Source organism: Rhizobium pisi (genome assembly GCF_003938655.1).
GTDB lineage: Bacteria > Pseudomonadota > Alphaproteobacteria > Rhizobiales > Rhizobiaceae > Rhizobium > Rhizobium pisi.
The window spans coordinates 1-25684 of the sequence record NZ_RJJT01000034.1 but is presented as its reverse complement, the minus strand read 5'-3'; the positions used below and the strand labels follow the sequence as shown (position 1 = coordinate 25684).

Genomic DNA, 25684 nt, shown 5'->3' with positions numbered 1-25684 from the left:
CTCCTTATGGGTTGTCTCATACTAGTCGCTCGGCAGCGGTCCGGGGAGTAACAAGATCGTCGGGAAACCGGAGAGCGGCGGGCTCATCCAGCGCCGCGCCCGCCCGCGCCCGATCGCCTGCACCTTGTCCTCGCCGGCGAGCGATTCCAGCGCACGCTGCACGGTGCGGGGGCTGGCGCCAAGCGCGATCGACAGCGCCGAACTCGACCACGCCTCGCCATCGGCCAGAAAGGCAAGCACCGCCGCATGCGGCCCTTCGACGAGCGGCGCGAGCACCGCGATCTCGCCCGAGCCGCGCGGCAAAAGCGCAAAGCCGCGCTTCGTCGCCAAGACCTCGGCCAGCCCGGCAAGCTCCGCCCGCAGCCGGCCGATCTCGACCCGCAGCCGGGCGCGATGCGATTCGTCGGCGTGTTTGCCGCGAAAGGCGCGGGCAATCAGCACCCCCCGCGCCACATCCCCCGGCCAGGCTTCGGCAAGCGCGCGGGCGAGCGCAAAAAGCACCGGCCGGCTCGCAAGCGGCACGACCGCACCGTCCGCGCGCACCACATGGCGGCAGGCATCGACGACGAGCGTGCTGGAAAACAGCGCCTCCACCTCGGCAAGCCGCAACGGGCGCTCGTCCCCGCGCGAAACCAGCCGCGCCGCCGGGAGGTCGAGCACGCGGGCGGCGGTTTCGACCTCCGCCGTCAGCACGGGCATACCGGCCTGGCGCGCCGCAAACCCCGCCCGGTCGAGTGCGGCCCGCGCCGCCTCCGTCCGCAGGCGGCGAACAGCGATGCCGGCGGCGACAAGCTCATGGGCGGCCCGCAAAGGCGGCGGCAGCGGCGTCGGGTCGAGACGGCCAAGCGCCCGCTCGGCTTCATCAAGCCTTCCGATCAGCACCAGCCGGCGAATGGCGATATTGCCGGCATGGGCGGCATTGACCCGGTCGCCATGCGCCTCCAGAACCTTGGCTGCCGCATCCAGCGCCTTCGGCGGCCAGGTGAGATCGCGCGAAACGAGCGCGATCTCGGCCTCGGCGACGACGCAGCGAGCACGCGCCACCGCCTCCCGCGGCCCGAAGGCGCGCGCGGCACTTTTCAGCAGCGCCTTGGCGCGGACGAGATCGCCGAGCTGCGCCATGGCGATGCCGCGCAGCGCTAAGGCCGGCGCGTCGTCACGCAACGCCACCCGTTTCAAGGCACCCAGCGCATCGCCCGATGCCAGTGCGCGTGCTGCGGCCGTAATCAGCGAGTCCATTCAAATCCCGTCACACTTGTCACTCCCGCCATCCGTCCGCCCGGCCGTAATCTTCTCTCGACCGGCAGCAATCGTGCCGGATGCTACGACGACTGACAGGCAAAGGAGAAGTCCCATGACGATAGCACTGAATGCAACACGCCAGGAATGGCTGGCGGCAAGACTCGATCTGCTCGAGGAAGAGAAGGAACTGACACGCCGAAGCGATGCACTGGCGGCCAAACGCCAGCAATTGCCTCGTGTGAGGATCGACAAGGAATATCGCTTCTACACCGAAAGCGGCGATGCTTCGCTGAAGGATCTCTTCGGCGGGCGCTCGCAGCTTCTCGTCTATCACTTCATGTTCGGGCCGGATTACAGTGTCGGATGCCCCTCCTGCTCCACGATCGCCGACGGCTTCAACGGCTTCTTCGTCCATCTCCAAAACCACGACGTCGCCTTCACTGCGGTCTCGCGCGCCCCGCTCGAAAAGCTTCAGGCGTTCAAGCGGCGCATGGACTGGAGCTTTCCCTGGGCCTCTTCCGCCGGCAGTGATTTCAACGCCGATTTCAGCGTCTTGTTCACGCCCGAGCAGCAGCGAGCGGGCGGCATAGAGTATAACTATCGGCGCGAACCGCCCGCCCCCGAGCCGCTTGCGGGCAAGACGGTCGGGGAATGGCAGAGCCGCGACGGCGAAGGACCGGTCGGCCAGATCGCCGCGATGACCGGCACCGACGTTCCCACCTACACCCGCGACCGGCCTGGTGTCAGCGCCTTCGAACTCATCGACGGCGCCGTCTACCACAGCTATTCCACCTATGCGCGCGGGCTGGACGGCATGTGGGGCATTTACCAGTGGCTCGACCGCGCCCCCAAAGGCCGCAACGAAACCGGCATCTGGTGGCGCCACCACGACCGCTACGGCACGGAGTGACGGCGATGGCCCTTTCCCTCCACCATGCGAAAAGAGGCGGCGATCTTGCCGCCTCGGATGCAATAACTGCCTCGGGCGCGATAGCTGCCCCGGACGGCGCCGCCGGCCTCAACACCGCCGAATGGCTGTCGCTGGCCGCCGCCGCGGACGGATCGGCAGTCAAGCCTCCCGTCCCGGCAGCCCAAAGGACCGCCCGGGGTGGCCAGACCGTGCTGACCGCCGATTTTCTGTCGTTCGCCGCCGCGCCGACATTCGCCCTCATGGGCCTGCTCACGGCAGCAACCGGCAGCTCCGACATGATCTGCATGACCACGCCCGATGCCTTTCCGCTCACGGGGATGACATCGATGTACCTGCTGATGAGCGGCTTCCACCTCTCGCCATGGCTGCGGCTTGCCGGTCGGAGAGCGCCGACGCTCAAGAGAGCCTCATCCTGAGGTGCCCCGCAAGGGGCCTCGAAAGACGAGGCGGGCGCTCCGACGCCGGATCGATGCAAGAAGAAGCGCTGCGGGATGTCCTTCAGGCTTCGGCCTTTGGCCTACGCATCTCAGGATGAGGAGCGTTGGAGGATGCCGCCCCCGGCCATTCCCGCACCCGGAGCCGGGCGCACTACGCCCTGAAATGTTTCCTGAGAATTGCAGCCTTCTCGGGCCGGGCGGCGAGCTGCTCGTACTGGAACACCATGATCGCCGCGGGATCGGCATTGCCGGCCTCGGTCAATTCGGCGTCGAACTGCTCGGCCGTGATGTTGCCGGGCCGATAGAGCGCCTCGGCCTGAACGTAGAAGCATACCGGTTTGCCTGTGCTCATCCTGATATCTGCGAGCAACTGCTCTTTCCATAAAGCCGTCTGGCCAAGCATCTGGGTGAAGGCCATGGGGGCGATCATGTCGGCGTGGCGGGCGAGGCTCGCAGCGTCCTGGCCGGCGCGGATTCTGATGGCGCCGTCGAGGTCCGTTTCCCGCCAAGGAAGGGTGTGGACCGCAAGTGCCGCGCCGGGCGCCAGCGCGCGGATCTCGTCAAAGAGCCGCTCTGCTACGTCGCTGATGCGCCGGCATTTCCACTCGGCCCACGGCTGCAGCAGGTGGCGGTGGATGTAGGCCGGCGCGTTCCCCCGATCGACAGCCTCCCCGCAAGCCTTCTCGAAGCGCGACAGGCAGAGCGAGCAATAACAAGCGTCCTCGATGCCGGCCGCCGGACCGTCAAGGACGACCCGCTCCCAGAACAGGAAGTGCCGGATGAAATCGAGGCTGACGACCGCTGGCGTCAGCCTGCCCAGATCCCGGCGCAGCGCCTTGATGACGCCGTCGAGGTAATTCTCCCGGCTCGGACAGACGAAGTGGAGCCAGTCTTCTTCGGCGGCCCGTCTCCCGAGGCTGGTAACGGCGTAGTCCTCGGGATGGCGGGCGAGATATTTCGGATCGCAGAAAACCGGAACGTTCAGCCATGAACGCAGCCCCTCGCTTTCGAGCGCGCGCACCATTCGCCCGTCTTCGAGGAAACCCGGATGCAGACACGGCGTGTCGATCCCCCACTCCAGGCAGGACCGGGCAAAATCACCGGCGTCGATCGCCGTGTCGAAAACCATCAGGCTGCGTATCTGGGTCATGGTTGATTGCTCTCGGAGTTCCTAGACGGCCGATGGGATCGGGAGGAATCCCATTCGGCCGTGAGCCGAATCTGCCCGACGTGACGGAAGAAAAGCAAGCGCCACGCTCATGCGCGTGTTGCGGCAGCCGCGGCCTACCGACGCTCAGGAGAGCCTCATCCTGAGGTGCCCCGCAAGGGGCCTCGAAGGACGAGGCGGGCGCTCAGACGCCCGATGGATGCAAGAAGCAGCCCTGCGGCATGTCCTTCGATTCTCCGGCTTCTGGCCTGCGCATCTCAGCACGAGGAGATTTGGCCCGGCTGCTCGCCGATATCACGCCCGATAATCTGCATGGCGAAACCAGCTTCGGCCCGCCGCTGGGCAAGGAAATGCTGTGATGGCCGGTCGTTATGTCCCCGATGCCGGGGATATCGTCTGGCTGCATTTCGATCCCCAAGCCGGACATGAGCAGGCCGGGCACCGCCCTGCTCTCGTCGTCAGCCCAACGCTTTACAACAGCAAGACCGGCCTCATGCTCTGCTGCCCCATGACGACATCAATCAAAGGCTACCCCTTCGAAGTTTTGATCGCCGGCAACCGTCCCGGCATCGTGCTCGCCGACCAGGTGAAGAGCCTCGATTGGGTCGTACGCAAGGCGGCCTACAAGGGCAAGGTGTCGTCGTCCGAGCTGGCCGAGGTGCGGGCAAAGATCGCCGCTCTTATCGGCCACCCATAAGCAGCGCACGGCAGGACTCGTCAGAGACGTTTCACCCGCCAGCGGACATCCTTCTTCATAGGAGCGTAACCCTGGTGGGCGCGTGTCCGTTTGCAAGCAGGAACTCGATGGATTCCGCCGGCCACCCCTTCTGCTCCAGCCATTCCGCAAGCTCTTCCCTCGTGGTGAAGACCGGGCTCACTGGAGAGCCTTCGCTGACATTTTCGTAGAGCTGGAAGGCGGTCTTTTCAGCGGCGTCGATGTAGTAAAGCGGCTCGTGATGCGCGCCCACCACCAATTCACCTTCCTCTTCCGGGTGCTGCCAATCGGCCGGAACTCGGACTATCTCGACTCCCAAAGGTCAATCTCCTTACATCTGCGGCGACCTGAAATGCTTTTAAAGAGCATCGGCATTTTTGGGTTGGGCGCAAGATCCACCAACAGTCAGCCCGCCCGTTTTGCTCCTCAACTCAAACCATCACGCCCCGCCAAGACTCCGCGCGATCGCCTCCCAGCTCCCCGCATCCGGCGCCAGCAGCAGCCGGCCGCTAGTCATGGCGGGCCGATACGCCTCGGCGGTCAGCAGTGCACTGTGGCCGCCGGCTTCGCGGTGGATCAGCACGCCGGCGGCGTGGTCCCAGGGTTTGAGTTCGGCGTTGAGCGAAAAGCTCATCGCGCCTGTCGCCACGGCCCGGTATTCGAAGGCCGAACAGCGCCATGTCGTGGTGCGGGCAAAGCGCGGCAGGCATTGGGCATAGGCCGGCTGCTCCTCGGCGGGGAACATGGGGAGCGGCAGGAAGCCGTGCATTTCGCCGACCGGGACGGAGGGCGCGACGCTGAGGCGGGTTTGCCTGCTGTCGCGGGCAATATGCCATGCGCCCTGCCCCTGCCGGGCGACGAGGAAATCGCCGGTGACGGGGTAATGGATCAGGCCGGCGACCGTCTCTCCGCCGGAAACGATCGCCACGATCATGCCGAAGAGCGGCACGCCGTGGGCGAAATTCCAGGTGCCGTCGACGGGATCGATGACGACGGCGAGATCGGCCCCGGCAAGCCGTCGCAGAAGGGCGGGATCGGCCGAGACCGCCTCCTCGCCGATGATGAGCGCGCCGGGGAAACGCGCCGAGAACGCCTCGGTCAGCCGCCGCTCGGCGCCGAGATCGGCATCGGTCACCAGATCGTCGGGCGCGGTCTTGGTGCGGATGCCTTCGGCGGTGACGCCGAGGAAGCGGGGCAGGATTTCTGCCTCCGCCGCCTGACGCATATCCTCCATCAGCGCGGAGAGAAGCGCGTCGGAAATCTCCCTCACTTCGGGCGCGCCTCGATATAGGCCTTGAGCGCGGCCGGCTGGTCGGTCTGGATGACGCTGATTCCAGCCGCCATCATACGGCCCCAGACCGCATCGGGATCGGCGAGCGCCGCGCTGTCGGTCAAGCCGCAGCAGGAGACCTGATCGAGCGTATTGACCCAGAGCGAGATCCCGCCCTCGCGAAGACGTTGATGCTGGCCGGCCAGCGTCTCCAGCCGGTCGAACTTGGCTTCGCACATGAACGGCCTGATCGAGAGGATCGCCTCAGCTGTCCGATCGGCGCTTTCCTCCCGGAAGAAGGCCATCCCCATGAAGGGGATGCCGTCGATCCCGCGCTGCCCGGCAAGCCAGGACAGCGCCTCCGGCGTACCGGCCGGCGCCTTGAGATCGACCTGGTCGGCCATATCAAGCTCTTTGACCTTGGCGGCGACGATGCCCATCATCTCGCGATCCTTGAGGTCGAGATCGACGAAGATCCGGCCCCGGACGGTTTCCAGCACCTGTTCGAGCGTCGGAATGGTCTCGGTCGTGAACGGCTGGTCCGGGCCGCCGTCGGCCATGCGCAGCCGGAGGCTGGTGATCTCGGCGATCGTCATTTCCTCGGGAATGCGGTCGATGCCCGCCATGCGCTCCAGCGTGTCGTCATGCAGGATGAACAGGCCGCCGTCGGCGCTCTGGCGGATATCCAGCTCGACGATGTCGTAGCCGCCGGCTATGGCGTTTTCGATCGCGGCAAGGCTGTTTTCAGGGGCGTGATGCCAGCCGCCGCGATGGGCGACGATGGCGCAGGCGCGCTTGGGGTCGGCAATATGGTCGATGTATTTCATGGGACTTCCTTTAATGTGCGCTGAAAACGCCGGGCATGGCCCTGCCGCTTTCCGCATCGAAGAGATGCAGACGGGCAGCAGGGAGATTGAGGGAAAGCTGGCTGTGGTCTGACATATCGACGCCGAAGGGTGTCGCGATCCTGACAAGCGAACCGCCGAGTTCGGCCGCCAGGATCGCGTGCGAACCGAGATCCTCGCGAAAACGCAGGGTGGACGTGACCGCACGCCCCTCGGCCTGGCCACTGACAAGAATATCCTCGGGTCGAATGCCGAGTTGATAGGCGCCGGCGAGCGGCGCTTCCGCCGCCACCTGACCATCGGCGAGCCTGAGCACGCGGCCGTCGCCGGTGACGGGCAGGATGTTCATCGGCGGCGCGCCGATGAATTTGGCGACGAAGACCGAGGCCGGTTGGTGATAGATCGCCTTCGGCGTATCGAACTGCTCGATGCGGCCCTTGTTCAGGATGAGGATGCGATCGGCGAGCGTCATCGCCTCCACCTGGTCGTGGGTGACGAAGACGGTGGTGGCGCCGATGCGCCGGTGCAGCTCGGCGAGTTCGACGCGCATGTCGTGGCGCAGCTGCGCATCGAGGTTGGACAGCGGCTCGTCGAACAGAAGCACGCCGGGTTCGCGCACGATGGCACGGCCGATCGCGACGCGCTGGCGCTGGCCGCCGGACAATTGGCCGGGCTTGCGCGAGAGGTAATCGGCAAGCCCGAGCATCTTGGCCACCGCCCCGACCCGCTCGACGCGCTCGGCCTTCGCCATGCCCGATACCTTCAGGCTATAGGCGATATTGTCGAAGACGCTCATATGCGGATAGAGCGCATAGTTCTGGAACACCATGGCGCAGCCGCGGTGTTTCGGCTCCAGATCCTGCACCTCGCGACCGCCGATGAGGATCTTGCCGCCGCTTACTCGTTCGAGCCCTGCGATCATCTGCAGCAGCGTGGACTTGCCGCAGCCGGACGGGCCGAGCACGACGGTGAATTCGCCGGCCCGCAGCTCGACATCCATCGGCGGAATGACGGTGGTTTCGGCGTCATAGGCCTTGGTGACGCCTGAGAGCGTGATATTGGCGGCAGCGGCGCGAATGGCCATGTCGATCGCATTCATCGCTATTTCTCCGTGAGAACGAGGCCCTGGACGAGGTAGCGCTGCAGAAGCGCGATCATCGCGAGCGGAATGATGGAAACGATGATGGTGGCGGCCATGATCATCGGGAAATCGGGAACCTCGCCCTCGGTGTCGGGCACGAGCCGGGCAAGGCCCACGACGGCGGTCTGCATGTCCGACGTCGAGGAGGCGACGAGCGGCCAGAGATATTGCGTCCAGCCGCTGAGGAAGGTCAGCACGAAGAGCGCGGCGAAACTGGTGCGCGAGAGCGGCAGCAGGATGTCGAAAAGGAAGCGGATCGGCCCTGCCCCGTCCATGCGCGCCGCCTTGAAGAGGTCCTTCGGCAGGGTGAGGAAGAACTGGCGGAACAGGAAAGTGCCGGTGCCGTGCGCCACGAGCGGCGCGACGAGGCCGATATGCGTGTTCAGCACGCTCCATTCGAGCTTCACCGGCGCGCCGAAATATTGAGCGATCAGCCCGTTCAGGCCGGTGACATCGAGCAGCGCATTGACGGGCGAAAACACGTTCGAGGCCACCTGGTATGTGGTGATGACGCGGATCTCGATCGGAAGCATGATGGTCGCAAGGATCAGCGCGAAGGCCACACCCGCCCAGCGAACGCGGAAATAGACGATGGCATAGGCCGACAGAAACGACAGGACGCAGGTGGCGAGCGCATCGCCGAAGGCGACCACCAGGCTGTTGATCATCTGGACCGGGATATGCGTCTCTGCGAACACCCGCGCCATGTTGGAAAACAACTGGTCGCCGGGATACCAGGCAAGCCCGTTGCGCAGCATGAACTCGTAGGATTGCGAGGCAGTGGAGAGCGTCAGATAGAGTGGGCCGAGGATATAGGCGATGCCGGCGATGAGGACGAGGCCGGCGGCGATGTTGAGGGAACGCGCGTTTTCGATCATGGCTTACCTGTCGTAGCTGACGCGCCGGCCGAGGAAGAAGAACTGGGCCGCTGTGAGGAGGATGACGAAGACCATCAGGATCGCCGTCAGGGTGGAGGCGCCGGAAAGGTCGTAGCCGGAAAAGCCGTCGGTATAGATCTTGTAGACGAGCAGCGTCGTCGCCCCGCCCGGCCCGCCTTTGGTGATCGTATCGATCAGCGCGAAGGCCGAGGTGACGCTTTCGGTGAACTCGAGGACCAGCGTCAGGAAGAGCTGCGGCATGATCAGCGGCAGCTGAACGTCGACGATGCGCCGCCACGGCCCTGCCCCGTCCATCGCGGCTGCCTGGTGCATGGTGCGCGGGATCGATTGCAGGCCGGCGAGCAGGATGACGAAATTGAACGGGATGCCGCCCCAGACATGCGCCGCGATCAGCGTGATGAAGGCGTCCGTGCCATCGATGCCGGGAGCCCATATGCCGGGAAAGGCGGAATTGAGCGGCGCGAGAATCCCGACGAAGGGATTGAAGATGAAGGCGAAGACGACGCCGATCGAGGCGCCGGCAACGCCCTTCGGCCAGATCAGCACGTTGCGCGCCGGCAGCGCCAGGCGGATCTTCCGGTCGGCCGCGACCGCCAGGATCAGCGGGATCAGCACCGCAAGCGAGGATGCCGTGACCATGAAGACGACGGTGCGCCAGCCCGCCTCCCAGAATTCGGGATCGGAAAGAACCCTGGCGAAATTGTTCCAGCCGACGAACATCGAGCCGCCGCCGAACGGGCGCTCGAGGAAGAAGGACCAGTAGAAGGCCTGGAAGATCGGCACGTAAAAGAACAGCACGATCAGCAGCATCAGCGGCGCCACCAGGAGAAGCGGCAGCCAGCGATGGCTGAAGAGCGAAGATTCAGAGGTCATGACGAAGCCCTGCATTGGAAGAGCGGCACGGGGCGAGCCGAGAACGCCCCGTGCCTGACGCGCGGACGCTTTGAGCGCCCGTGCGTGGGGTTTCGAAAATCAGGGCAGCTTCACGCCCTTGTAGGTCTGCTCGAAGCGGCGCAGCAGCTCGTCGCCACGCTTCTTGGCGTTATCCAGCGCCACCTGCATGGTCTGCTGGCCGGCAAAGGCCTTCTGCGTCTCTTCCATGAACACCTGGCGGAACTGCACGTAGAAGCCGAGGCGGACACCGCGCGTATCGTCCGTGCGCGGCTGGTTCATCGAGTCGATGCCGACAGCGGCCGTTGCATATTTCGGGGAATTCGCGTCGCCGCTTTTGGCGATCGCATCCATCACATCGTTGGTCACGGGCACGTAGCCGGTGGCTGATGTAAACGACATCTGCTGCTTGGGATCGCGCACGAAATCGAGGAAGGCCTTGGCGCCTTCGATTTCGGCCTTGTCGTGGCCCTTCATGATGTAGATCGAGGCGCCGCCGACAAAGGTATTGTGGCGCTGATAGCCCGCATACATCGGCGCCAAGCCGACGGTCAGCTCGTACTTGCCTTCGAAAGCCTTGGCGGAGGCTGTATAGGAACCCGAGGAATTCTCCATCATCGCGCATTCGCCGGCATTGAAGGCGGCGGTGAAATTGCCGGCCTTGGTATCGGTCCCGAGCCTGACGAGACCCTCCTTGCGCCAATCGACGAGATTCTGCAGATGCTTGGCGACGAAGGTGGTGTTGAAGACATATTCGGCATCGAGGCCGTCATAGCCATTGTGCTTGGAGGCGATCGGCAGGCCGTGCCGGGCCGAGAACTGTTCGAGCACGCGCCAGGTGTCGCCATCGGTGACGAAGGGGCAGGCGTGGCCTGAAGCTTTGAGCTTGCCGGCGGCCTCGATGATCTCTTCCCAGGTGGTCGGCGTCTTCGTAATCCCGGCTTTTTCGAGCTCGGTCTTGTTGGTGTAGAAGAGCAGCGTCGAAGCATTGTAGGGCTGCGCGAAAAGCTTGCCGCCCGATGTTTCGTAATAGGCGCGCGCGCCGGCGATGTAGTTGTCCCACTTGACGTCGGGCAGCACGTCCTCGACGGGCTCGACGGCGTCCGACAGCATCAGGTCGAGCGTGCCGGCGTCGAAGAACTGGATGAGGACGGGATGGTTCTTGGCGCGGAAGGCTGCGATCGCCTTCTGCATCGACACCTCATAGCTGCCCTGGCCGACGCAGGTGATGTGATGGGCGCTCTGTGCTGAATTGAACGCCTTGCACTGGTCCTGGATCGCCGTCTCGGCGACACCCGTATTGCCGTACCAGAATTCGATATTGGCCGCCTGCGCGGAACACGCGCCAGCCATCAGCGCGGCCGCAGCCGTCAGCATGGAAATCTTCATCTTGCCCTCGCCTGTTTTGCTCGGCCGGGTTCGAGCCCGGCGTCGTGACGGCGCTTTATTACACAGAGTGTGTAACAATTTTGCGACGGACTCAAGACGCTTGTGACTGGAAAAACGTGCTGTTATAGGGTTGCATGACAGAAACGGCCTGGCGCCGACGATGGATTACTACACCTGCTTGGTAATTGTTTTGGCGAAGAAAGTGTCGATATGGCCTATTTTCCGGAAACGCTGATCGCGCCGCGCTTCCTGCGTCCGGGCGAAAGCGGCATCGTTTCGTCGAATGAGCGCGACCTCTTGAAACTCATCTGGCGTCATCCCGGCCTCTCCCGCTCCGAAGTCACCGCCCATACCGACCTCACCCAGCAATCCGTCTACCGGATCATCGATCAGCTGGAGGAACGCGGCATCGTCTGCTTCGGCTCGCCGAAACCCGGCACCGGCCGCGGCCAGCCGAGCCCAACGCTTAGGCTGAACGGAAGCTACGCCTATTCCTGCGGCATCTCGGTCAATACGGATGTGATCGGCATCTGCCTGATGGATATTTCAGGCAAGGTGCTGGCCGAAAGCAGCGTCGCCCTGCGGGACCGCTCGATGGCCCAGTCGCTCGACCTCGTGCTGGAGCAACTGACCGAACACCAGCGGGAGAACAATCTGACCGACGAAACCTTCTTCGGCATCGGCTTTGCCATCGCCGGCTTCCACGTCAGCGGCACCCGCTACAACGCACCGTTGCCGCTGCATGAATGGTCGCTGATCGAACTCGGGCCGTTGCTGACGGAGTTCTTCGGCAAGCCGATCTGGGCGCATAATGGCGCAAAAGCTGGCACCGTCGCCGAGTCCATGTTCGGCGCCGGCCGTTACATCAAGCACTTCGCCTATCTGAGCTTCAACTACGGCTTCGGCGGTGGCCTGGTCAGCAACGGCGAACTGCTGCACAACGGCGTCGGCAATGCCGGCGAATTCTCGGGCATGTACGACGCCGAAGAAAGCAAGCGCCGCCCCGCCCTGCAGTACCTGATCGAAAATATCAACCGGAACGGGCTCGACATTCCCTCGATCACCTACATGCGCAAGCATTTCGATCCGAAATGGCCGGGGGTCCTCGAATGGGTGGATGAAGTGACGCCCGCCTACAGCCGCCTCGTCAACGCGATCTGGGCGATCTTCGACCCACAGGCCATCGTCTTCGGCGGCCAGATTCCACCGGCGCTCGCGCAGATGCTGATCGACCGCACCGAAATCTACGACCGCCCGCGCTACGGCGTGCCGCGCCCCCGCCCGAAACTTGTTATCTCCGAGATCTCAAGCGACGCCTCGGCGATCGGTGCCGCAATCGCCCCGTTCAAATCGGCTTATTATTGAGATTGGGCGCTTCGAGCCCAAAACCGACTCCCGCTCAGCCGCTTACGCCAATTCCCTCCGTTTCCGCTTGAGGAAATGGACCGTCACGGCACGCAGGCGAAAGCCTTTCGGTATCCATATCATGTACGGCATATCCCCAATGCGCCGAAGGATTTCGAGCAGAGCTGTCCATTCATAAATTGATAACCCGCATCACGGACGCTCGCGCCGCAGCCGGCGAGCACGTTCCATTTGCTCCCATCATGCAGGTCTAATCACCGCCGATGAATCGCAGCTTCACTGCTTGGCAGGGGGATCACACGCTGCGCATAAAGTTAGGAATTGATGTCGATATGATGAACAGACGGACGTTGGCGATCGCTTCGCGCCCTTCATCACCTGGACAGACAACGACGAAGATCGCTGGCGGTAACGGGCACGGAAGAACGAAGATTGGCCTGATCGTTCTCGTGAGCTTCTGTCTTGGTCTCCAAAGCTGTGAGGACCGGAACCCCGTTACCCCGCTTGTGAACGTGATCGTTGCAGCACTCTCCACAGCCTTCCCGGACACCGGTACTGAAACGACCGCTTCGGCGACAAACAGCGAAAGTCAAAACAATTCCCAGACGACAGAGCCGCAGCCGGATTCAGCCGCCGGCCAAAAAGCTGCCGAGCAAGTCTCCAAGACACCGACATCGACGACGAATGGCAACGCGACATCCGCAAACGCTGCCGCCGGTGCCAATCCTGCCGTTGACGCCAATACAGTGACCACAAGCAGTGGCGGCAGGAAGTTTATCCATCCCGGCTTGCTGCAGACCCAAGCTGATTTCGACCGCATTATAGCGATGCTAAAGGCGAAATCTGAGCCGACAGTCAGTGGTTGGCAAAGGTTGATCAACAATAGCCATTCGTCGCTAAAATACTCACCTCGACCGGTTTCGCTTGTTATCCGCGGGAAAAATCCTACCCACCCTGAAAACTATGCGCTCCTTTTCAATGATGCGGCTGCGGCATATGCCTTGGCTTTGCGCTGGAAAATCGGTGGGGACGACGCCTACGCCGACAGAGCCGTCAAGGTGTTGAATGCCTGGTCGTCGACATTGACGGCGGTGGACGGCAGCTCGGACAAGTTTCTGGCATCTGGCATCTACGGCTATGAGCTGGCCAATGCGGCGGAGATCATGCGAACCTACAAGGGATGGTCCGCCGATGATTTCTCAAAATTCCAGAACATGATGCTTACGATATTCTATCCCATGAATCATGATTTTCTGGTCAGGCACAACGGCGCCAAGATAGACCATTACTGGGCCAACTGGGACCTGTGCAATATTGCCTCCATGCTGGCCATCGGCGTTCTGACGGATCGAGAAGACATCTACAAGGAAGCCATCAACTACTTATACAATGGCGCCGGAAATGGCGCGTTCCACAAGATGTTTTGGAAGGCATACGACGGGGGATTGGCCCAGGGCCAGGAAGCCGGGCGCGACCAGGGGCATGCGATGCTCGATATCGCCCTTATTAGCGCGATTTGTCAGATGGCCTGGTCCCAAGGTGACGATCTCTACGGCTACGACAACAATCTCGTGCTTGCAGGCGCGGAATATGTGGCCAAATACAACCTCGGTTATGACGTGCCGTACACCACCTACAAAAACAGCGACACCACTCAAACCTCAATTTCGGAGGGAAGCAGGGGGCCGAACGTCAGACCTATGTGGGAGATGTTCTACAACCATTACGTCGTTCTAAAGGGACTCGACGCTCCTTACGTTTCCACCTTCACCACCCTGGCACGCCCGGAAGGTGGCGGAGGCGATTATGGACCCAACAGCGGCGGTTACGACCAGCTTGGCTACGGCACGCTTCTCTATACGCTTCATTGAGGCTTCGCTCCCACTCTCCTCATTCCTGTCCTCGGGCTTGACCCGAGGACAGGAATGAGGGTGGGGAGACGTTCGCGCAACATTCTCCAAGGTATAGCGGAGGACAGCATGTCAAGCGCCGTACAACTGATACGCAACACCCTCCGCCCCCGATTGTCTTCCTCCCCAAAACTATGCAATGACCCATCCACCTTGAGACGCAACGGATAGAGGCGCGGCATGAAGAAGATCGGTTTTCTCTCGTTCGGGCACTGGACGCCCTCGCCCCAGTCGCAGACGCGCTCGGCGGGCGATGCGCTGCTGCAGTCGATCGACCTTGCGGTTGCGGCCGAAGAACTCGGCGCCGACGGCGCGTATTTTCGCGTGCATCATTTTGCCCGTCAGCTCGCCGCGCCCTTCCCGCTGCTGGCAGCCGTCGGCGCCAGGACCAGCCGGATCGAGATCGGCACCGCCGTCATCGACATGCGATACGAGAACCCGCTCTATATGGCCGAGGATGCCGGCGCTGCCGACCTCATCGCCGGCGGGCGGCTGCAGCTCGGCATCAGCCGCGGCTCGCCCGAGCAGGTGATCGACGGCTGGCGCCATTTCGGCTACGCGCCGCCGGAGGGCCAGAGCGATGCCGACATGGCCCGCCATCACGCAGAAGTCTTCCTCGAAGTGCTGGGCGGCGAAGGCTTCGCCAAGCCGAACCCGCGGCCGATGTTTCCGAACCCGCCGGGCCTGCTGCGCCTCGAGCCGCATTCGCAAGGCCTGCGCGAGCGGATCTGGTGGGGCGCAAGCTCCAACGCCACCGCTGTCTGGGCGGCCAAGCTCGGCATGAACCTGCAGAGTTCGACGCTGAAGGACGATGAAACCGGCGAGCCCTTCCACGTCCAGCAGGCCGACCAGATCCGCGCCTACCGCGAAGCCTGGAAGGCGGCCGGCCACACGCGCCAGCCGCGCGTTTCCGTCAGCCGCAGCATCTTCGCGCTCGTCGACGACCGTGACCGCGCCTATTTCGGCTATGGCGGCGACGAAGGCGACAAGATCGGCTTCATCGACGAGAAAACCCGGGCGATCTTCGGCCGCAGCTACGCCGCCGAACCCGACGTGCTCATCAGGCAGCTCGCCGAAGATCAGGCAATCGCCGAGGCTGACACGCTGCTGCTCACCGTGCCCAACCAGCTCGGCGTCGAGTATAACGCCCATGTCATCGAGGCGATCCTGACCCACGTCGCACCGGCGCTCGGCTGGCGCTGAGGCCGCGCGCCGCATTGATGGCTTGATCCACGAACAGGCTTTGGGCGCGAGCATCACCCGGCCCATCCCTGCGCTTGTCAAAGAGCGAGGATGGCAATGCCGTGTGACGCACCTCTGCCCTGTGTCCAGCCGAGACGGGTCCCCTCCCCAACCCCTCCCCACAAGGGGGAGGGGCTAACCCGAGGCACCGCTTCGCTCCTCCCGAAACGTCGAAGATTTAGAAAGCCGGTGCGGCAACTTAAGCCCCTCCCCCTTGTGGGGAGGGGTTGGGGCGGGGACTTCTATACTCTATCCCTCACACAGGCCGAACCGCCGTCATCCGCTTCACGTTCTGATCCATTGGGTCATTTCGACCCGATCAGTCTCGTCCTCTGGCATGAAGTTGATGCAGGCCGCTCCCATGGCATGCGAGGGGAGATGCCCGGCAGAACAGAGGGGTGCCTCTAGGCACGCTCGCTCCTTATCCCGTGCCTCTCACAGGCACGGGGCAGCGGCTGCGGCAAACATTTGGCGTCCCCTCGCTTGCCGCATCGGCGCCCCAAACCTTGACCCATCGCATGACCGACCGAGTTATGGCCATAGAACCGCTCGAGTTGCCTCATGCCGCGCACCAACCTGAACGATATCCTGATCTTCATGGCCGTCGTCGATGCCGGAAGCTTTGTCGCCGGCGGTGAGGCCATGGGCCTGTCGCGATCGGCCGCAGGAAAGGCGGTGATCCGCCTGGAAGAGCGGCTCGGCGCGCGCCTGCTCAACCGCACGACGAGGACGCTGAGCCTGACCGACGAAGGACGCCTGTTCTACGAGCGCGGGCTTGAGATTCTCGCCTCGGTCGACGAGGCGGAAGCGAGTGTGGCCGGGCATAGCGGCACGCCGCGCGGCGTTCTCCGGCTCGCCGTTCCCGGCGCTTTCGGGCGGCTCGTGGTGCTGCCGCTGATTGAAAAATATCTTCGCGCCTGGCCCGGTATCCAGGTCGAGATGAGCTTCACGGATCACCTCGCCGACATCGTCGAGGAAGGCTTCGACCTCGCGATCCGGATCGAGGCGAGCGCATCGACGTCGGACACGCGGCTCGCCTCGCGCGTGATCGCCGCCTGCAAGGCGCGGCTCTGCGCCTCACCCGCCTACCTCGCCGAGCGTGGCGAGCCGCGCTATATAGAGGATCTCGCTGCCCATGACTGCCTGTTCTTCACCAGCCGCAATCAACGGCAGGGCTGGCGCTTTCGCGGCGAAGGCGGCGGCTGGGTCAAGGCGCCGGGGCGCAGCCGCCTGCGGCTCGACAGCGGCGAAGCGTTGCGCGACGCGGCGCTGGCGGGCCTCGGCATCGCCCTCCTCCCGGATTTTCTCGCCGCCGCCGACCTTGCCGCCGGCCGCCTCCGCCATCTCCTGCCCGACGTCGAGGCCGACGATGCAAAGATCGTGACCCTCTATCCCGACAAGCGCCTGCTGGAACCGCGCGTGCGCCGCTTTATCGACCTGATGGTCGAGGAGCTTGGACGCCACGGCTAGAAGCAAGCGCCTTGTCGAAGCCGCGAAAGCTCTTCAGCGCCAGCGGAACAAGGGTCGCGCAGAGATAGGCAATCCCGCTGAGCAGCAGGGCCGCGGCAAGGCCGATCGTGCTGATCAGGGCGCCGCCGACGAGGCCGCCGAAGGGGATGAGAGCAAAGCAGAGGGCGGCGTTCATCGCCGTCACGCGGCCGGTCAGCGGCTTCGGGATGCGCTCGAAGATCACCGCCGACAGGATGGGGTTGAGGAAGCCGGAGGCAAATCCTGCGACAACAAGGGTCGCGAAGACAGAACCAAGCGGCGCATCGATCGCAAGCACCAGAAAACGCGGAAATCCGGTGAGAAGGAAGGCCACCGTATAGACCATCAGGCGCGGCATCCGCTCGCCGATAACAGCCGCGATCGCAGCCCCGGCGATCGAAGCGCCGATAAAGGCAGCCAGCATTGCGCCGAGCAGCTCCGGGCCGTGGCCGGCCTCCCGCGTCCAGACGGGCAGCAGCACCGCCCCATAGGCCTGATCGAAGAGATTGGTGATCGCCACCATGGCGACGATGCTGACAAGCACCGCATCGCCACGCAGAAAGCGCCAGCCTTCGCGGAGATCGTCGAGATAGGAGGAGACCTTCTCCGGCCGGACATCGGCCGTGGCTGTTAGCGCAGGTGCACGCAGCATCCCGGGTATGCCTACTCCGACGATCAGCGCGGCGGCGGCAAAGGTGGCGGCATTCACGAGGAGCGCTTGGCCGGGGCCGATCAGCCCGATCAAAGCGCCGGCGCCAGCCGCACCCGCCGTCGAGGCCAGGCGCTCGATCGCGGCGGCGACGCCGGTCACCCGCTCGAGCGGCACGTCCGCCAGCGTCGCGATATCGGGAACCATCGCCTGTTTGGCGGCATCGGACGGGCCGCGCAGCACGCCCATGGCAAAGACGACGGGCAGCAGCACCGGCACGCTCAGCATGCCGAGGAAATCGAGAAGCGGCACCAGCCCCACCACGGCGACCGAAGCGGCGTCGCAGGCAATGGCGATGCGCTTGGCGCCGACCCGGTCGATCAGCGGCCCGCCGAGCGCCTTGGCGACGACATAGGGCAGCATTTCCATCATCGCCGTCAGCCCCGTCAGGAGAGGGCTGCCGGTCGCGCTCAGCACCAGCCAGGGAATGGCGATGGTCGAAAGCCGCGTGCCGGAAAGCGAAAGCGCCTCGGCGGCGGCGAGCGCCAGGAAGGGACTTCCCCTTCTCACGGCTCGTCCTCCCCCTCGCGGTGCGGAAGGCGGCCCGGATAGGGAAAGGCGTGCAGCATGACCGAGAAGGGAACCATGTCAGGCTTCCCGGACGCCTCCCCCAGCGGCGGGGCCGCCCGCATCGCTTCGAGGATGATGTCGGTCAGCCGCTTCGTCAGCGCCTCGGCCTGTTTTGATGTCATCGGGATGATGATGTCGCTCGCGGTGCTCGCCTTGCGCCATTCGACCGGCAGCTCGGCATATTCTTCCAGCGCCTGCTGCATCTGGCCGACCTGCAGCGAGAGCACAGCCTGGCTAAAGGCGAGATCGAGATCGAGCGCCTCCCCCTCGGCCTCGCTCGCCGGCACCGTGGTCAATTCATGGCTGGCGCGCCACCAGCGGTCGCGCTTGGAGGTATGCGGCACCTCCTCGATGAAGCCGTATTGGGCGAGCTGGCGCAGATGGTAGCTCGTCGCACCGCTGTTCAAGCCGAGCCGCACCGCGAGCTGCGTCGCCGTGGCGGGACCATCGACCCTGAGCATGCCAAGCATGCGCAGCCGAACCGGATGCGCCAGCGCCTTCAGCGCCGTGGGTTCGGGCACGACCCGGCTGACGGTGCGGGAGGCTGTGGTATCTGCGGGAGGCTGGGGGCGCGGATCTTTCATGCCCCAAGCATATATTGCAAAGGAAATTTTGCAAACATATCTTTGCAAACTCGCGTTACAGTCCGGAGATACCGGCGCAACGCGCGCCGCCGCCGCCCCGCTCCGGATCTCTTCAATCCCAACGGATGGCCGCGGTCACCGGCAACCGATAATGGCCGGTTGCCGGTGACGGAGCTGCAGAAATTTCATCAGCCGCGACAATCACAACTCCGTCGCAGGAACGGACGGAGCTGGACATAGCAGGCCGTCAGCTCAGGAGCGGCGCATCGCTGCCGTTGATCGTCAGATCGAGCACGCCGACATCCGTGTGGCCGGCGGCATCGGCCATCTTGTAGCTCACCCTCTCCGTCAGGTGCTCTCCCGCGCCGAGGTTCTGCACGGCATCGAGCGAATGGTCGAGTTCATAAGTGAACGACCCGTCCGGTTGCAGCTTGAAGGTGCCATAGTCACCCTGAACGATGGTCTCGTGCGCCGGACCCGACTTGGCATCGACACGAACGCCGTCGAAGAAGCGGAGATAAAGGGTCGATCCGCCCGGATTGATCTCGTTGCTCAGCAAATTTCCGGAGATCGCGTCATCTTCCGAGAACGACAGGTGGTCGTCGACCGCAACCGGCTTCGACGTGACACCCTTGATTTCCAGGTTGAATACGGCGGTATCGGTGTTGCCGCCGCCGTCGGAAATCTTATAGCTGATATGTTCGAAAAGGCTTTCGCCGGCCTCGAAGCCGACCTTCTCGGAAGCATGCAGCTCATAGCTATAGCTTCCGTCCGCCTTGACGAAGAATGTGCCATGCTCACCTTCGATGGTCGTGATCACGCCCGGCGCCTTGGCATCGACACGCTCGCCATCAAAGAAGTTCAGGATTTTCTTGCCGTTCGATCCGGCAACATCATTGTCGAGAATATTGCCGCTGATCGCATCGGTTTCGAAAAAACTGGCGGAATCATCCACAGCATTGGGCTTTACCGGCATACCATTTTCCTCCCCTGAAAAGGTTCAACATCGGCCCAGCGCTGGAGATAAAGACGAAATATTCTGTCAAAGTCAAACCTATATTTATGAAACACCAAAAATGGATTTTAGAAATAACAACTATATGTTGATAGTTCTTTATTGCCATAACAATGAGTTAGAAGCCTCGCCACATAGCCCGAGCTTAAAGCCTACAACGCAGGGATAGGCCTGCAACACTGAGCTGATCACGGCGGCCCCGCATTGATTGCAGGGCATCGCGCTAATCCTCCGGCAGAGCAAAGACGGCGCAAGGTTCGGCGATGCCGCGCAGGGCGTGCTCGCCGAGCGGCGTCAGGGCGGTCTGCGTGTTCGCCGCCACCGCGCCCGAGATCAGCACGCTGCGGCCGAGCGGCTTGCAGAGCCCCTCCAGCCGGCTGACCAGATTGACCGCCGGGCCGATGGCGGTGAAATCAAGCCGGTCGGCGGCACCAATATTGCCCCAAAGGATCTCGCCGAAGTGGAGTGCCGCGCCGAAGGGCAGCGGCGCCAGCCCCTGGGCCTGGCGTATCTGGTCGAGATGGGCCATGCCGGCGCGGCTGGCGGCAACGGCCCTCAGCGCCGCCTCGCAGGCATTGCGATCCGCGCGGGCAATATTGTCCCCTTGGCTCGCGCCGTCCGCTCCCGGCTCGGCGGAGGCTACCGCAACGGGAAAGATCGCCAACACGCCGTCGCCGATGAATTTCAGCACTTCGCCACCGAAGGCGTGCACGGCGCCGGCGACGCGGTCGAACCAAGCATCGAGCGCTGCTATCATCGCATGCGGCTCAGTCACCTCGGAAAGTGCTGTAAAATCGCGCAGATCGGCGCAGAGAAGAGCGGCGCGGATGGTTTCGCCCGTGCCGCGGGCAAGCGCCCCGGCCTGCACCCGGGCAGCACTGCGCCGGCCGAGATAGGCTTCGAGCAATGCCGCCCGCGCCTCACGCGCCGCAAGGGCTGCAAGCGGTGCTGCGGCAAAGCGCGCGACGTCGCCCAGCCGGGCCGCATCATCGGCAGCGAAGGTCCCTGCCCCATCGGCAATGCCCGCCCAGCCGAGCAGCAGCCCGTCCTCGGAAGGCCCGATCCTCTCCTCCCACACCGGCCCGAGCCCGGCCAGCCAATCGCGCCCGGCCTCGCTTTCGGGAGCCGCGGCAAAACCCAGCGCCTCGATGACCGCCCCGGTCTCGGCCCGCCACAGCCATGTGCGCCGCGCAATGATCGGATGCGGCACCGAAAGCGTCAGCGCGCCGCCCGCAAGCGGCAGGCCATCGGAAAGCAGCCGGCGCCCGAGCTCGGCCAGAAATCGTTCGGGACCGGGCGACGCGGCCGCCTCGTCAACCAGCCAGGCAAGGGAGGAAGGCAGATCCATATGTTAACATTGGCATCACAACAGGACGCGGGCAACCCCGAGACGTTCGCCCACGAACCCTCCCGTAGCCCTTCAGGACGCCGCCGGCCTCCGGAGGCTGTCGGGTCGGCGGGCTCAGCGGCGGACGCGGTAGCGGATGTGCGTGGCCTCGGGTGTATCGATCACCCGAACGATCTCCAACTCGACGCGCGATGGTAAGACTTCGAACATTCGGCGGCCACCTCCGAACAAGACTGGAATCTGGTGTATTTGCAGTTCGTCGAGCACGCCAGCTTCCAGCGCCCGTTGCGCCGTATACGCGCCGAGCATCAACACGTCCCGGTCCCCGGCGGCGGCCTTCGCCTGCGCCATTGCGCTCTCGATCCCGTCGCTCACGTATTTGACCAACGGATAATTCGCGACGGATGGCCCGGGCGGCCTGTGACTGGGTACGAAGATCGCGACACCGTGATTGTCACCGCCCCAGTGATCGACCTGCTCCACGGTTCGTCGACCCGCCAGAATCGCACCTGGCGCGTTCCATTCGTCCCACAATTGTCCGACCGGTCCGGTCGGTCGGGAAAAATCCCCGTACCACTCGTGCAACCGCATAAAGTCGTCGCCGCCGGGATTGCCCACTTCATCGTTAGGCCCCGCGATATACCCGTCTAATGACATGGACATGAAGAGCACTGATGTAGACACTTTTATCTCCTGTGGTCTTTTTCCAAACTGGGGCGGTGGGAATTCGGTCTTGATGTTCCCAAGGACGCTCGAGCGACGCTGACGCCGACATCCCGAATACGGATTTTGGGTACTGCCCTATCTCACAAGGGGCCGAACCATGCTCGAGCCGACGAGGCGCGAGCTCGTTTAGTTCGTGGCGATCCCTGCTTCCCTTCGGCTCTTGCGCCCGCCGCCATCCCCCGCAGCTCCTGTCAACCCCACCGTCAAACAACCCTGTGGAAAACCATTCATCATGGTGGAAAACAAAGAAAAAAACACTTTAAACTTGCGCGGATTTGATTCCATTATGCGCCCGTTGTCTCGTGTGATTGAGGGGTTGCGATGGGCACGACATACTGGCCGAAAGATCCGCTTGATGGAAATGACATGACGCTGCTGACGTCGATCCTTCGGCGATGGTGCACGCGTTACGGGATCGAATTCACCGCCGAAGAGAGCAAGCGGAAAGCCAGGGAACTCGTCGAATGGTTCGAGTTCGGCGTCAAGGATCCGGTCGAGCTCGAAGAGCTGATCGACGGCAAGTACTGGCTGGTCAGCCAGATCTGAACGCCCGCAGGCGCGCATGAATGAGCGCCTGCAGACGCTCATGAAAAAGCCGGCGAACCATTGCGCCGGCTTCATCGATCTGTCTCTGAACGAGACCTTTAGTAATCGTCACGCCAACGGCGTTCGCGATCCCAACGCCGCCCCTCGCGCCAGCCTGGGCCATCCCAGTCGCGGCGGTGATGCCGTTCCCAGCCACCGCCCCAGCCCCAGCGCGGCGGACCGCCGTAGAAGACCACCGCCGGCGGGCGGCGCCAGTTCGGCCTGCACTCACCCCAGCCCGTCATGTGCCAGCCGCGGCCGCACTCGTAGTCGGCCTTGACGATATTGCTCTGAACGTTGATTGACCCGACCGGCATCGCTTCAGCTGTGCCAATCGAGAGGCTGCCAGCGAGCAAGGCAGCCGCGATAGAAAGTGCCTTCATAACGAACTCCAATTCAATCCAGCCAAGCCCACCTTAGGGCTGCCAAATTGAACCGGGGATGAATTGCATGTTCATGTTTGCTGGCGAAAAAGCGCCTTTCCGGACGGCCGGGCGGCACGCCGCCCGGTTGCTTTTCTCCGCAATGTCAGTCGGTTGCGGACGCGGTGACACCCTCGGAAAACCGTTCATTTCCTGCCGCCAAAGACATCCGGACCGGGATCGCGCCCGGCTGCGACCTCGGTCAGCCGCCCGAGATAATGCACCCAGCCTTCCGTATGGCCGGCGCATTGCTCGGCGCTCGGCAGGCCGCTATGGGTGAGCCGCAGCAGCGTTCCGTCCGGCTGCTCGATCAGGTCGATCTCGACCAGGCTCGATCCAGGCGGCACCACCTCGCTGCCGTCCCAGCCGAAGCTGTAGGCCAGGCGATGAACCGGCACCACCTCGCGAAACGAGCCGCGCGCGAAGCGGGCGCCGGTGACGTTGACGAGATAGAGCCCGCCCGGCTCAGGCTCGATCTGCGCCTCCGTTCCCATCCAGCGCAGGATTTTCTCCGGATCGGTCATCAGCGCAAACACCGCAGCAGGCGGGGCCGCGATATGCGCCTCGCGGCGCACGACGAAAGGGTCTTGCATCACATTCTCCCATGGTTGCTGCTCTGCCTACTATGACGCGGCACGACATGCTTTTTCGACATGGATCTCCCCACGGGAAGCATTTAGGCGCAAGGACACGCTCAGCAAGGGCAGGAGTGCCGCCTCGTCCTTCGAGGATAAGGCTCTCTTGAGCGGCGTTGCAGGCCGCTGACGTGGCGATCCCGCATCCGCCCACAACGCATTTCCGCCTCTTGCCAGCCCGCCGCCCTGCCCTTATGTTCGCGCCGTTCTCAGGGCGGGGTGAAAGTCCCTACCGGCGGTATGCGATTTCGATTGCGAGCCCGCGAGCGCCTTCCTTGGAAGGGTCAGCAGATCAGGTGAGATGCCTGAGCCGACGGTCATAGTCCGGATGAAAGAGAACGCGCGTTCCTGCTGCCCTTGCCGGCAGCCGGTGAACGTTCGTGATCGCCTTGGGTGACGTGTCTGTACGCCAAAGGAGATGACCATGACACCCACCCGCTATGCCTTCATCAAAGCCGGCTGGCACGCCGATATCGTCGACCGTGCCCTCGAAGGTTTCCAACAGCTTGTTCCCGCAGAGCAGATCGACGTGTTCGACGTTCCCGGCGCTTTCGAAATGCCGCTGCTGTCGCGCGATCTTGCGGCGAGCGGCCGCTACGGCGCCGTCATTGCCGCCGCCTTCGTCGTCGACGGCGGAATCTATCGCCACGAATTCGTCGCCCAGGCCGTCGTCGACGGGCTGATGCGCGCCGGCATGGATACCGGCGTGCCGGTGCTGTCGGTCTCGCTGACGCCGCACCACTATCAGGAAACTGAGCACCACCAGCAGATCTACCGCGCTCACTTCGTCGAGAAGGGCCGCGAGGCCGCCCGCGCGGCCCTGATGATCGGAAAGACGCGCGCCGCTCTTGCCGCTTGATGGCGACGCCACGAAGGAAGGCGGCGGGCACTGTTCCCGCCGTCTCGATCCCTCGCCCGGTGCCGGCCGCATCGGACAGAATAATTGATTCGACGCCCCCGCCGCGCTGTGGTCCACTTACCCTCGACATGTATCGCCATTCTTAATGCGTCCAACCCTCAAGGGAGCTGAAGATGAGCAATGCTATGCGCAGTGAAACCCCCATCGAAACCCCGAGAACGCGGCCCGTCGACACCAAGCTCGAAGTGGTCGTCATCCCCGTTTCCGACGTCGACCGCGCCAAACGTTTTTACGACGGCCTGGGCTGGCGGCTCGACGCCGACTTCGCCAATGATGCCGATTTCCGGGTGATCCAGTTTACCCCGCCCGGCTCCGGCTGCGCGATTATCTTCGGGAAAAACATCACCGCTGCCGCCCCCGGCTCCGCCCAGGGCCTTTACCTCGTCGTCTCCGACATCGAGGCCGCCCGCCGCGATCTCATCGCCCGCGGCGTCGAGGTGAGCGAGGTCTTCCACGACGCCGCAGGCGTCTATGCCGGCAAGGATGAACCCTATCTCTTCGGACGGCTGCGCATCGCCGGCCGCGATCCCGACCACCGCAGCTACCGCTCCTTCGCCTCGTTCAAGGATCCCGACGGCAACGGCTGGCTGTTCCAGGAAGTCACCACGCGCCTGCCCGGCCGCATCGACGCCGACGAGACGGCCTTCTCGACCTCGAGCGACCTGGCCGCAGCACTCCGCCGCGCCGCCACCGCCCACGGCGAACACGAGAAACGAACCGGCGGCAAACACGACGACAACTGGCCGGACTGGTACGCCGAATACATGGTCAGCGAACAAGCGGGCCGGGAGTTGCCATTGTAGGTGACGGCAGACGTAGAGAGCACCCGCCTCGCCCTTCCTCAGGGTGAGGCTCTCTTCGATGCCGTGGCCACACCCCCTTGTAACTTGACGCCATCCGCCAGCAGCCTAGCTAGCGCTTGCGGTGACGGAGCCGAGCCCGCAACCCCCTCGGGTTTAAAAGCCTGTGGCAGAGCAAGGGATGGCTCCGTCGTTCCATCGAACCCGAACAGTCGCTTGGGCCGCTCGCGAAGGCGAAGCCCGCTTGGACAAGGATGGGATCAGATGGACGTTGTGGTTGGCATTGATGTTTCGAAAGACCGGTTGGATGTGCATGTACTGCCGTCAGGCAAAAGCTTTGCCGTTGCCAATGATGATGAAAGCCTGGATGGGCTTGCCGCAAGGCTCTTGAGCCTGAAGGCGGATGTCGTCGCGCTGGAGGCGACGGGTGGCTATGAG

Annotated in this window: 27 protein-coding genes, 1 pseudogene and 1 riboswitch; of the genes and pseudogenes, 12 read left to right on the top strand and 16 right to left on the bottom strand. The window is 63.7% G+C overall.

The features are described 5' to 3' along the window. Positions 1–21 precede the first annotated feature (21 nt). The gene (locus EFD55_RS30475; protein WP_125850500.1) at positions 22–1239 is read right to left on the bottom strand and encodes a helix-turn-helix domain-containing protein; all 1218 of its coding nucleotides are present in this window, start codon (positions 1237–1239) and stop codon (positions 22–24) included. A 115-nt stretch (positions 1240–1354) separates the two neighbouring features. On the opposite strand from EFD55_RS30475, the gene EFD55_RS30470 reads away from it, so the two are divergent. Both EFD55_RS30470 and EFD55_RS30465 read left to right on the top strand, forming a co-directional pair. Beyond that, on the top strand, positions 1355–2152 hold the full coding sequence (locus EFD55_RS30470; RefSeq protein ID WP_125850498.1) for a DUF899 domain-containing protein: 798 nt from the start codon (positions 1355–1357) through the stop codon (positions 2150–2152). 5 nt (positions 2153–2157) lie between these two features. Further along, positions 2158–2589, top strand: a complete 432-nt coding sequence (locus EFD55_RS30465) for a hypothetical protein (RefSeq protein ID WP_125850496.1) — start codon at positions 2158–2160, stop codon at positions 2587–2589. A gap of 172 nt (positions 2590–2761) precedes the next feature. On the opposite strand, the gene EFD55_RS30460 is transcribed toward EFD55_RS30465, so the two are convergent. Continuing rightward, positions 2762–3760, bottom strand: coding sequence for a hypothetical protein (locus tag EFD55_RS30460; RefSeq protein WP_125850494.1), 999 nt, complete (start codon positions 3758–3760; stop codon positions 2762–2764). A 239-nt stretch (positions 3761–3999) separates the two neighbouring features. On the opposite strand from EFD55_RS30460, the gene EFD55_RS30455 reads away from it, so the two are divergent. Continuing rightward, a complete protein-coding gene (locus tag EFD55_RS30455) occupies positions 4000–4137 on the top strand; it encodes an AbrB/MazE/SpoVT family DNA-binding domain-containing protein (protein ID WP_205909814.1) in 138 nt (45 codons plus the stop codon). After that, on the top strand, positions 4137–4475 hold the full coding sequence (gene mazF / locus EFD55_RS30450; RefSeq protein WP_125850492.1) for an endoribonuclease MazF: 339 nt from the start codon (positions 4137–4139) through the stop codon (positions 4473–4475). Before EFD55_RS30455 ends, mazF begins: the two co-directional genes overlap by 1 nt. A gap of 55 nt (positions 4476–4530) precedes the next feature. On the opposite strand, the gene EFD55_RS30445 is transcribed toward mazF, so the two are convergent. The 7 genes from EFD55_RS30445 to EFD55_RS30415 all read right to left on the bottom strand — a co-directional run bounded on the left by EFD55_RS30445 (position 4531) and on the right by EFD55_RS30415 (position 10928). Beyond that, complete coding sequence (locus EFD55_RS30445) at positions 4531–4812, bottom strand: SseB family protein (protein WP_125850491.1); 282 nt, start codon at positions 4810–4812, stop codon at positions 4531–4533. Positions 4813–4932: 120 nt separating this feature from the next. After that, positions 4933–5763, bottom strand: coding sequence for an inositol monophosphatase family protein (locus EFD55_RS30440; protein WP_125850489.1), 831 nt, complete (start codon positions 5761–5763; stop codon positions 4933–4935). Next, positions 5760–6590 carry a glycerophosphodiester phosphodiesterase family protein gene (locus EFD55_RS30435; protein WP_125850487.1) on the bottom strand — a complete coding sequence of 277 codons (831 nt, stop codon included), beginning with the start codon at positions 6588–6590 and terminating at the stop codon, positions 5760–5762. The genes EFD55_RS30440 and EFD55_RS30435 overlap by 4 nt, the downstream gene beginning before the upstream one ends. Positions 6591–6600: 10 nt before the next feature. Continuing rightward, on the bottom strand, positions 6601–7707 hold the full coding sequence (locus EFD55_RS30430; RefSeq protein WP_125850485.1) for an ABC transporter ATP-binding protein: 1107 nt from the start codon (positions 7705–7707) through the stop codon (positions 6601–6603). A 2-nt stretch (positions 7708–7709) separates the two neighbouring features. Then, positions 7710–8627: an ABC transporter permease subunit gene (locus EFD55_RS30425; protein WP_125850483.1), complete on the bottom strand. Its 918-nt coding sequence runs from the start codon at positions 8625–8627 to the stop codon at positions 7710–7712. 3 nt (positions 8628–8630) lie between these two features. Continuing rightward, positions 8631–9521, bottom strand: coding sequence for a carbohydrate ABC transporter permease (locus EFD55_RS30420; protein WP_125850481.1), 891 nt, complete (start codon positions 9519–9521; stop codon positions 8631–8633). 99 nt (positions 9522–9620) lie between these two features. Beyond that, the gene (locus EFD55_RS30415; protein WP_125850479.1) at positions 9621–10928 is read right to left on the bottom strand and encodes an extracellular solute-binding protein; all 1308 of its coding nucleotides are present in this window, start codon (positions 10926–10928) and stop codon (positions 9621–9623) included. Positions 10929–11138: 210 nt separating this feature from the next. Here EFD55_RS30415 and EFD55_RS30410 point away from each other — a divergent pair, with 210 nt between their 5' ends. The 4 genes from EFD55_RS30410 to EFD55_RS30395 all read left to right on the top strand — a co-directional run bounded on the left by EFD55_RS30410 (position 11139) and on the right by EFD55_RS30395 (position 16915). Continuing rightward, the gene (locus EFD55_RS30410; RefSeq protein ID WP_125850477.1) at positions 11139–12293 is read left to right on the top strand and encodes an ROK family transcriptional regulator; all 1155 of its coding nucleotides are present in this window, start codon (positions 11139–11141) and stop codon (positions 12291–12293) included. Positions 12294–12556: 263 nt separating this feature from the next. Next, on the top strand, positions 12557–14164 hold the full coding sequence (locus EFD55_RS30405; RefSeq protein ID WP_245438638.1) for an alginate lyase family protein: 1608 nt from the start codon (positions 12557–12559) through the stop codon (positions 14162–14164). Positions 14165–14383: 219 nt separating this feature from the next. After that, positions 14384–15406 (top strand): LLM class flavin-dependent oxidoreductase, encoded by a 1023-nt coding sequence (locus EFD55_RS30400; protein WP_125850475.1) that lies wholly within the window; start codon positions 14384–14386, stop codon positions 15404–15406. A 600-nt stretch (positions 15407–16006) separates the two neighbouring features. Beyond that, entirely contained in the window at positions 16007–16915 is a 909-nt protein-coding gene (locus tag EFD55_RS30395) for a LysR family transcriptional regulator (RefSeq protein WP_125850473.1), read from the top strand. Here EFD55_RS30395 and EFD55_RS30390 read toward each other — a convergent pair. The 5 genes from EFD55_RS30390 to EFD55_RS30370 all read right to left on the bottom strand — a co-directional run bounded on the left by EFD55_RS30390 (position 16875) and on the right by EFD55_RS30370 (position 21831). After that, positions 16875–18152, bottom strand: a complete 1278-nt coding sequence (locus EFD55_RS30390; protein WP_125850471.1) for an MFS transporter — start codon at positions 18150–18152, stop codon at positions 16875–16877. The two genes, EFD55_RS30395 and EFD55_RS30390, sit on opposite strands and share 41 nt — an antisense overlap. Next, positions 18149–18796 (bottom strand): winged helix-turn-helix domain-containing protein, encoded by a 648-nt coding sequence (locus EFD55_RS30385; protein WP_125850469.1) that lies wholly within the window; start codon positions 18794–18796, stop codon positions 18149–18151. Before EFD55_RS30385 ends, EFD55_RS30390 begins: the two co-directional genes overlap by 4 nt. 247 nt (positions 18797–19043) lie before the next feature. Further along, a complete protein-coding gene (locus EFD55_RS30380; protein ID WP_125850466.1) occupies positions 19044–19772 on the bottom strand; it encodes a cadherin-like domain-containing protein in 729 nt (242 codons plus the stop codon). A gap of 262 nt (positions 19773–20034) precedes the next feature. Further along, on the bottom strand, positions 20035–21159 hold the full coding sequence (locus EFD55_RS30375; protein WP_125850464.1) for an adenylate/guanylate cyclase domain-containing protein: 1125 nt from the start codon (positions 21157–21159) through the stop codon (positions 20035–20037). Between the two features lie 114 nt (positions 21160–21273). Beyond that, positions 21274–21831 carry a dihydrofolate reductase family protein gene (locus EFD55_RS30370; RefSeq protein ID WP_183736897.1) on the bottom strand — a complete coding sequence of 186 codons (558 nt, stop codon included), beginning with the start codon at positions 21829–21831 and terminating at the stop codon, positions 21274–21276. A 375-nt stretch (positions 21832–22206) separates the two neighbouring features. Between EFD55_RS30370 and EFD55_RS30365 the strand changes: the two genes are divergently transcribed. After that, positions 22207–22431, top strand: coding sequence for a hypothetical protein (locus EFD55_RS30365; RefSeq protein WP_125850460.1), 225 nt, complete (start codon positions 22207–22209; stop codon positions 22429–22431). A gap of 98 nt (positions 22432–22529) precedes the next feature. On the opposite strand, the gene EFD55_RS30360 is transcribed toward EFD55_RS30365, so the two are convergent. Both EFD55_RS30360 and EFD55_RS30355 read right to left on the bottom strand, forming a co-directional pair. After that, positions 22530–22853: a GCG_CRPN prefix-to-repeats domain-containing protein gene (locus tag EFD55_RS30360; protein WP_125850458.1), complete on the bottom strand. Its 324-nt coding sequence runs from the start codon at positions 22851–22853 to the stop codon at positions 22530–22532. 185 nt (positions 22854–23038) lie between these two features. Then, complete coding sequence (locus EFD55_RS30355) at positions 23039–23485, bottom strand: SRPBCC family protein (RefSeq protein ID WP_125850456.1); 447 nt, start codon at positions 23483–23485, stop codon at positions 23039–23041. 243 nt (positions 23486–23728) lie between these two features. Next, a riboswitch (FMN riboswitch) is annotated at positions 23729–23871 on the top strand. Positions 23872–23951: 80 nt separating this feature from the next. Between EFD55_RS30355 and EFD55_RS30350 the strand changes: the two genes are divergently transcribed. The 3 genes and pseudogenes from EFD55_RS30350 to EFD55_RS33970 form a co-directional block, all read left to right on the top strand. Beyond that, positions 23952–24386 (top strand): 6,7-dimethyl-8-ribityllumazine synthase, encoded by a 435-nt coding sequence (locus EFD55_RS30350; RefSeq protein WP_125850454.1) that lies wholly within the window; start codon positions 23952–23954, stop codon positions 24384–24386. A 173-nt stretch (positions 24387–24559) separates the two neighbouring features. After that, a complete protein-coding gene (locus tag EFD55_RS30345; protein ID WP_125850452.1) occupies positions 24560–25249 on the top strand; it encodes a VOC family protein in 690 nt (229 codons plus the stop codon). A 261-nt stretch (positions 25250–25510) separates the two neighbouring features. Continuing rightward, positions 25511–25684 (top strand): annotated as a pseudogene (locus EFD55_RS33970) (IS110 family transposase); the annotation flags it as partial.

Excerpts from the sequence above, each read along its gene's own strand:
- EFD55_RS30475 (WP_125850500.1), bottom strand. The coding sequence starts at position 1,239 with ATGGACTCGCTGATTACGGCCGCAGCACGCGCACTGGCATCGGGCGAT.
- EFD55_RS30470 (WP_125850498.1), top strand. The coding sequence starts at position 1,355 with ATGACGATAGCACTGAATGCAACACGCCAGGAATGGCTGGCGGCAAGA.
- EFD55_RS30465 (WP_125850496.1), top strand. The coding sequence starts at position 2,158 with ATGGCCCTTTCCCTCCACCATGCGAAAAGAGGCGGCGATCTTGCCGCC.
- EFD55_RS30460 (WP_125850494.1), bottom strand. The coding sequence starts at position 3,760 with ATGACCCAGATACGCAGCCTGATGGTTTTCGACACGGCGATCGACGCC.
- EFD55_RS30455 (WP_205909814.1), top strand. The coding sequence starts at position 4,000 with ATGTCCTTCGATTCTCCGGCTTCTGGCCTGCGCATCTCAGCACGAGGA.
- mazF (WP_125850492.1), top strand. The coding sequence starts at position 4,137 with ATGGCCGGTCGTTATGTCCCCGATGCCGGGGATATCGTCTGGCTGCAT.
- EFD55_RS30435 (WP_125850487.1), bottom strand. The coding sequence starts at position 6,590 with ATGAAATACATCGACCATATTGCCGACCCCAAGCGCGCCTGCGCCATC.
- EFD55_RS30430 (WP_125850485.1), bottom strand. The coding sequence starts at position 7,707 with ATGAATGCGATCGACATGGCCATTCGCGCCGCTGCCGCCAATATCACG.
- EFD55_RS30425 (WP_125850483.1), bottom strand. The coding sequence starts at position 8,627 with ATGATCGAAAACGCGCGTTCCCTCAACATCGCCGCCGGCCTCGTCCTC.
- EFD55_RS30420 (WP_125850481.1), bottom strand. The coding sequence starts at position 9,521 with ATGACCTCTGAATCTTCGCTCTTCAGCCATCGCTGGCTGCCGCTTCTC.
- EFD55_RS30415 (WP_125850479.1), bottom strand. The coding sequence starts at position 10,928 with ATGAAGATTTCCATGCTGACGGCTGCGGCCGCGCTGATGGCTGGCGCG.
- EFD55_RS30410 (WP_125850477.1), top strand. The coding sequence starts at position 11,139 with ATGGCCTATTTTCCGGAAACGCTGATCGCGCCGCGCTTCCTGCGTCCG.
- EFD55_RS30405 (WP_245438638.1), top strand. The coding sequence starts at position 12,557 with ATGAATCGCAGCTTCACTGCTTGGCAGGGGGATCACACGCTGCGCATA.
- EFD55_RS30400 (WP_125850475.1), top strand. The coding sequence starts at position 14,384 with ATGAAGAAGATCGGTTTTCTCTCGTTCGGGCACTGGACGCCCTCGCCC.
- EFD55_RS30395 (WP_125850473.1), top strand. The coding sequence starts at position 16,007 with ATGCCGCGCACCAACCTGAACGATATCCTGATCTTCATGGCCGTCGTC.
- EFD55_RS30385 (WP_125850469.1), bottom strand. The coding sequence starts at position 18,796 with ATGAAAGATCCGCGCCCCCAGCCTCCCGCAGATACCACAGCCTCCCGC.
- EFD55_RS30380 (WP_125850466.1), bottom strand. The coding sequence starts at position 19,772 with ATGCCGGTAAAGCCCAATGCTGTGGATGATTCCGCCAGTTTTTTCGAA.
- EFD55_RS30375 (WP_125850464.1), bottom strand. The coding sequence starts at position 21,159 with ATGGATCTGCCTTCCTCCCTTGCCTGGCTGGTTGACGAGGCGGCCGCG.
- EFD55_RS30365 (WP_125850460.1), top strand. The coding sequence starts at position 22,207 with ATGGGCACGACATACTGGCCGAAAGATCCGCTTGATGGAAATGACATG.
- EFD55_RS30360 (WP_125850458.1), bottom strand. The coding sequence starts at position 22,853 with ATGAAGGCACTTTCTATCGCGGCTGCCTTGCTCGCTGGCAGCCTCTCG.
- EFD55_RS30355 (WP_125850456.1), bottom strand. The coding sequence starts at position 23,485 with ATGCAAGACCCTTTCGTCGTGCGCCGCGAGGCGCATATCGCGGCCCCG.
- EFD55_RS30350 (WP_125850454.1), top strand. The coding sequence starts at position 23,952 with ATGACACCCACCCGCTATGCCTTCATCAAAGCCGGCTGGCACGCCGAT.
- EFD55_RS30345 (WP_125850452.1), top strand. The coding sequence starts at position 24,560 with ATGAGCAATGCTATGCGCAGTGAAACCCCCATCGAAACCCCGAGAACG.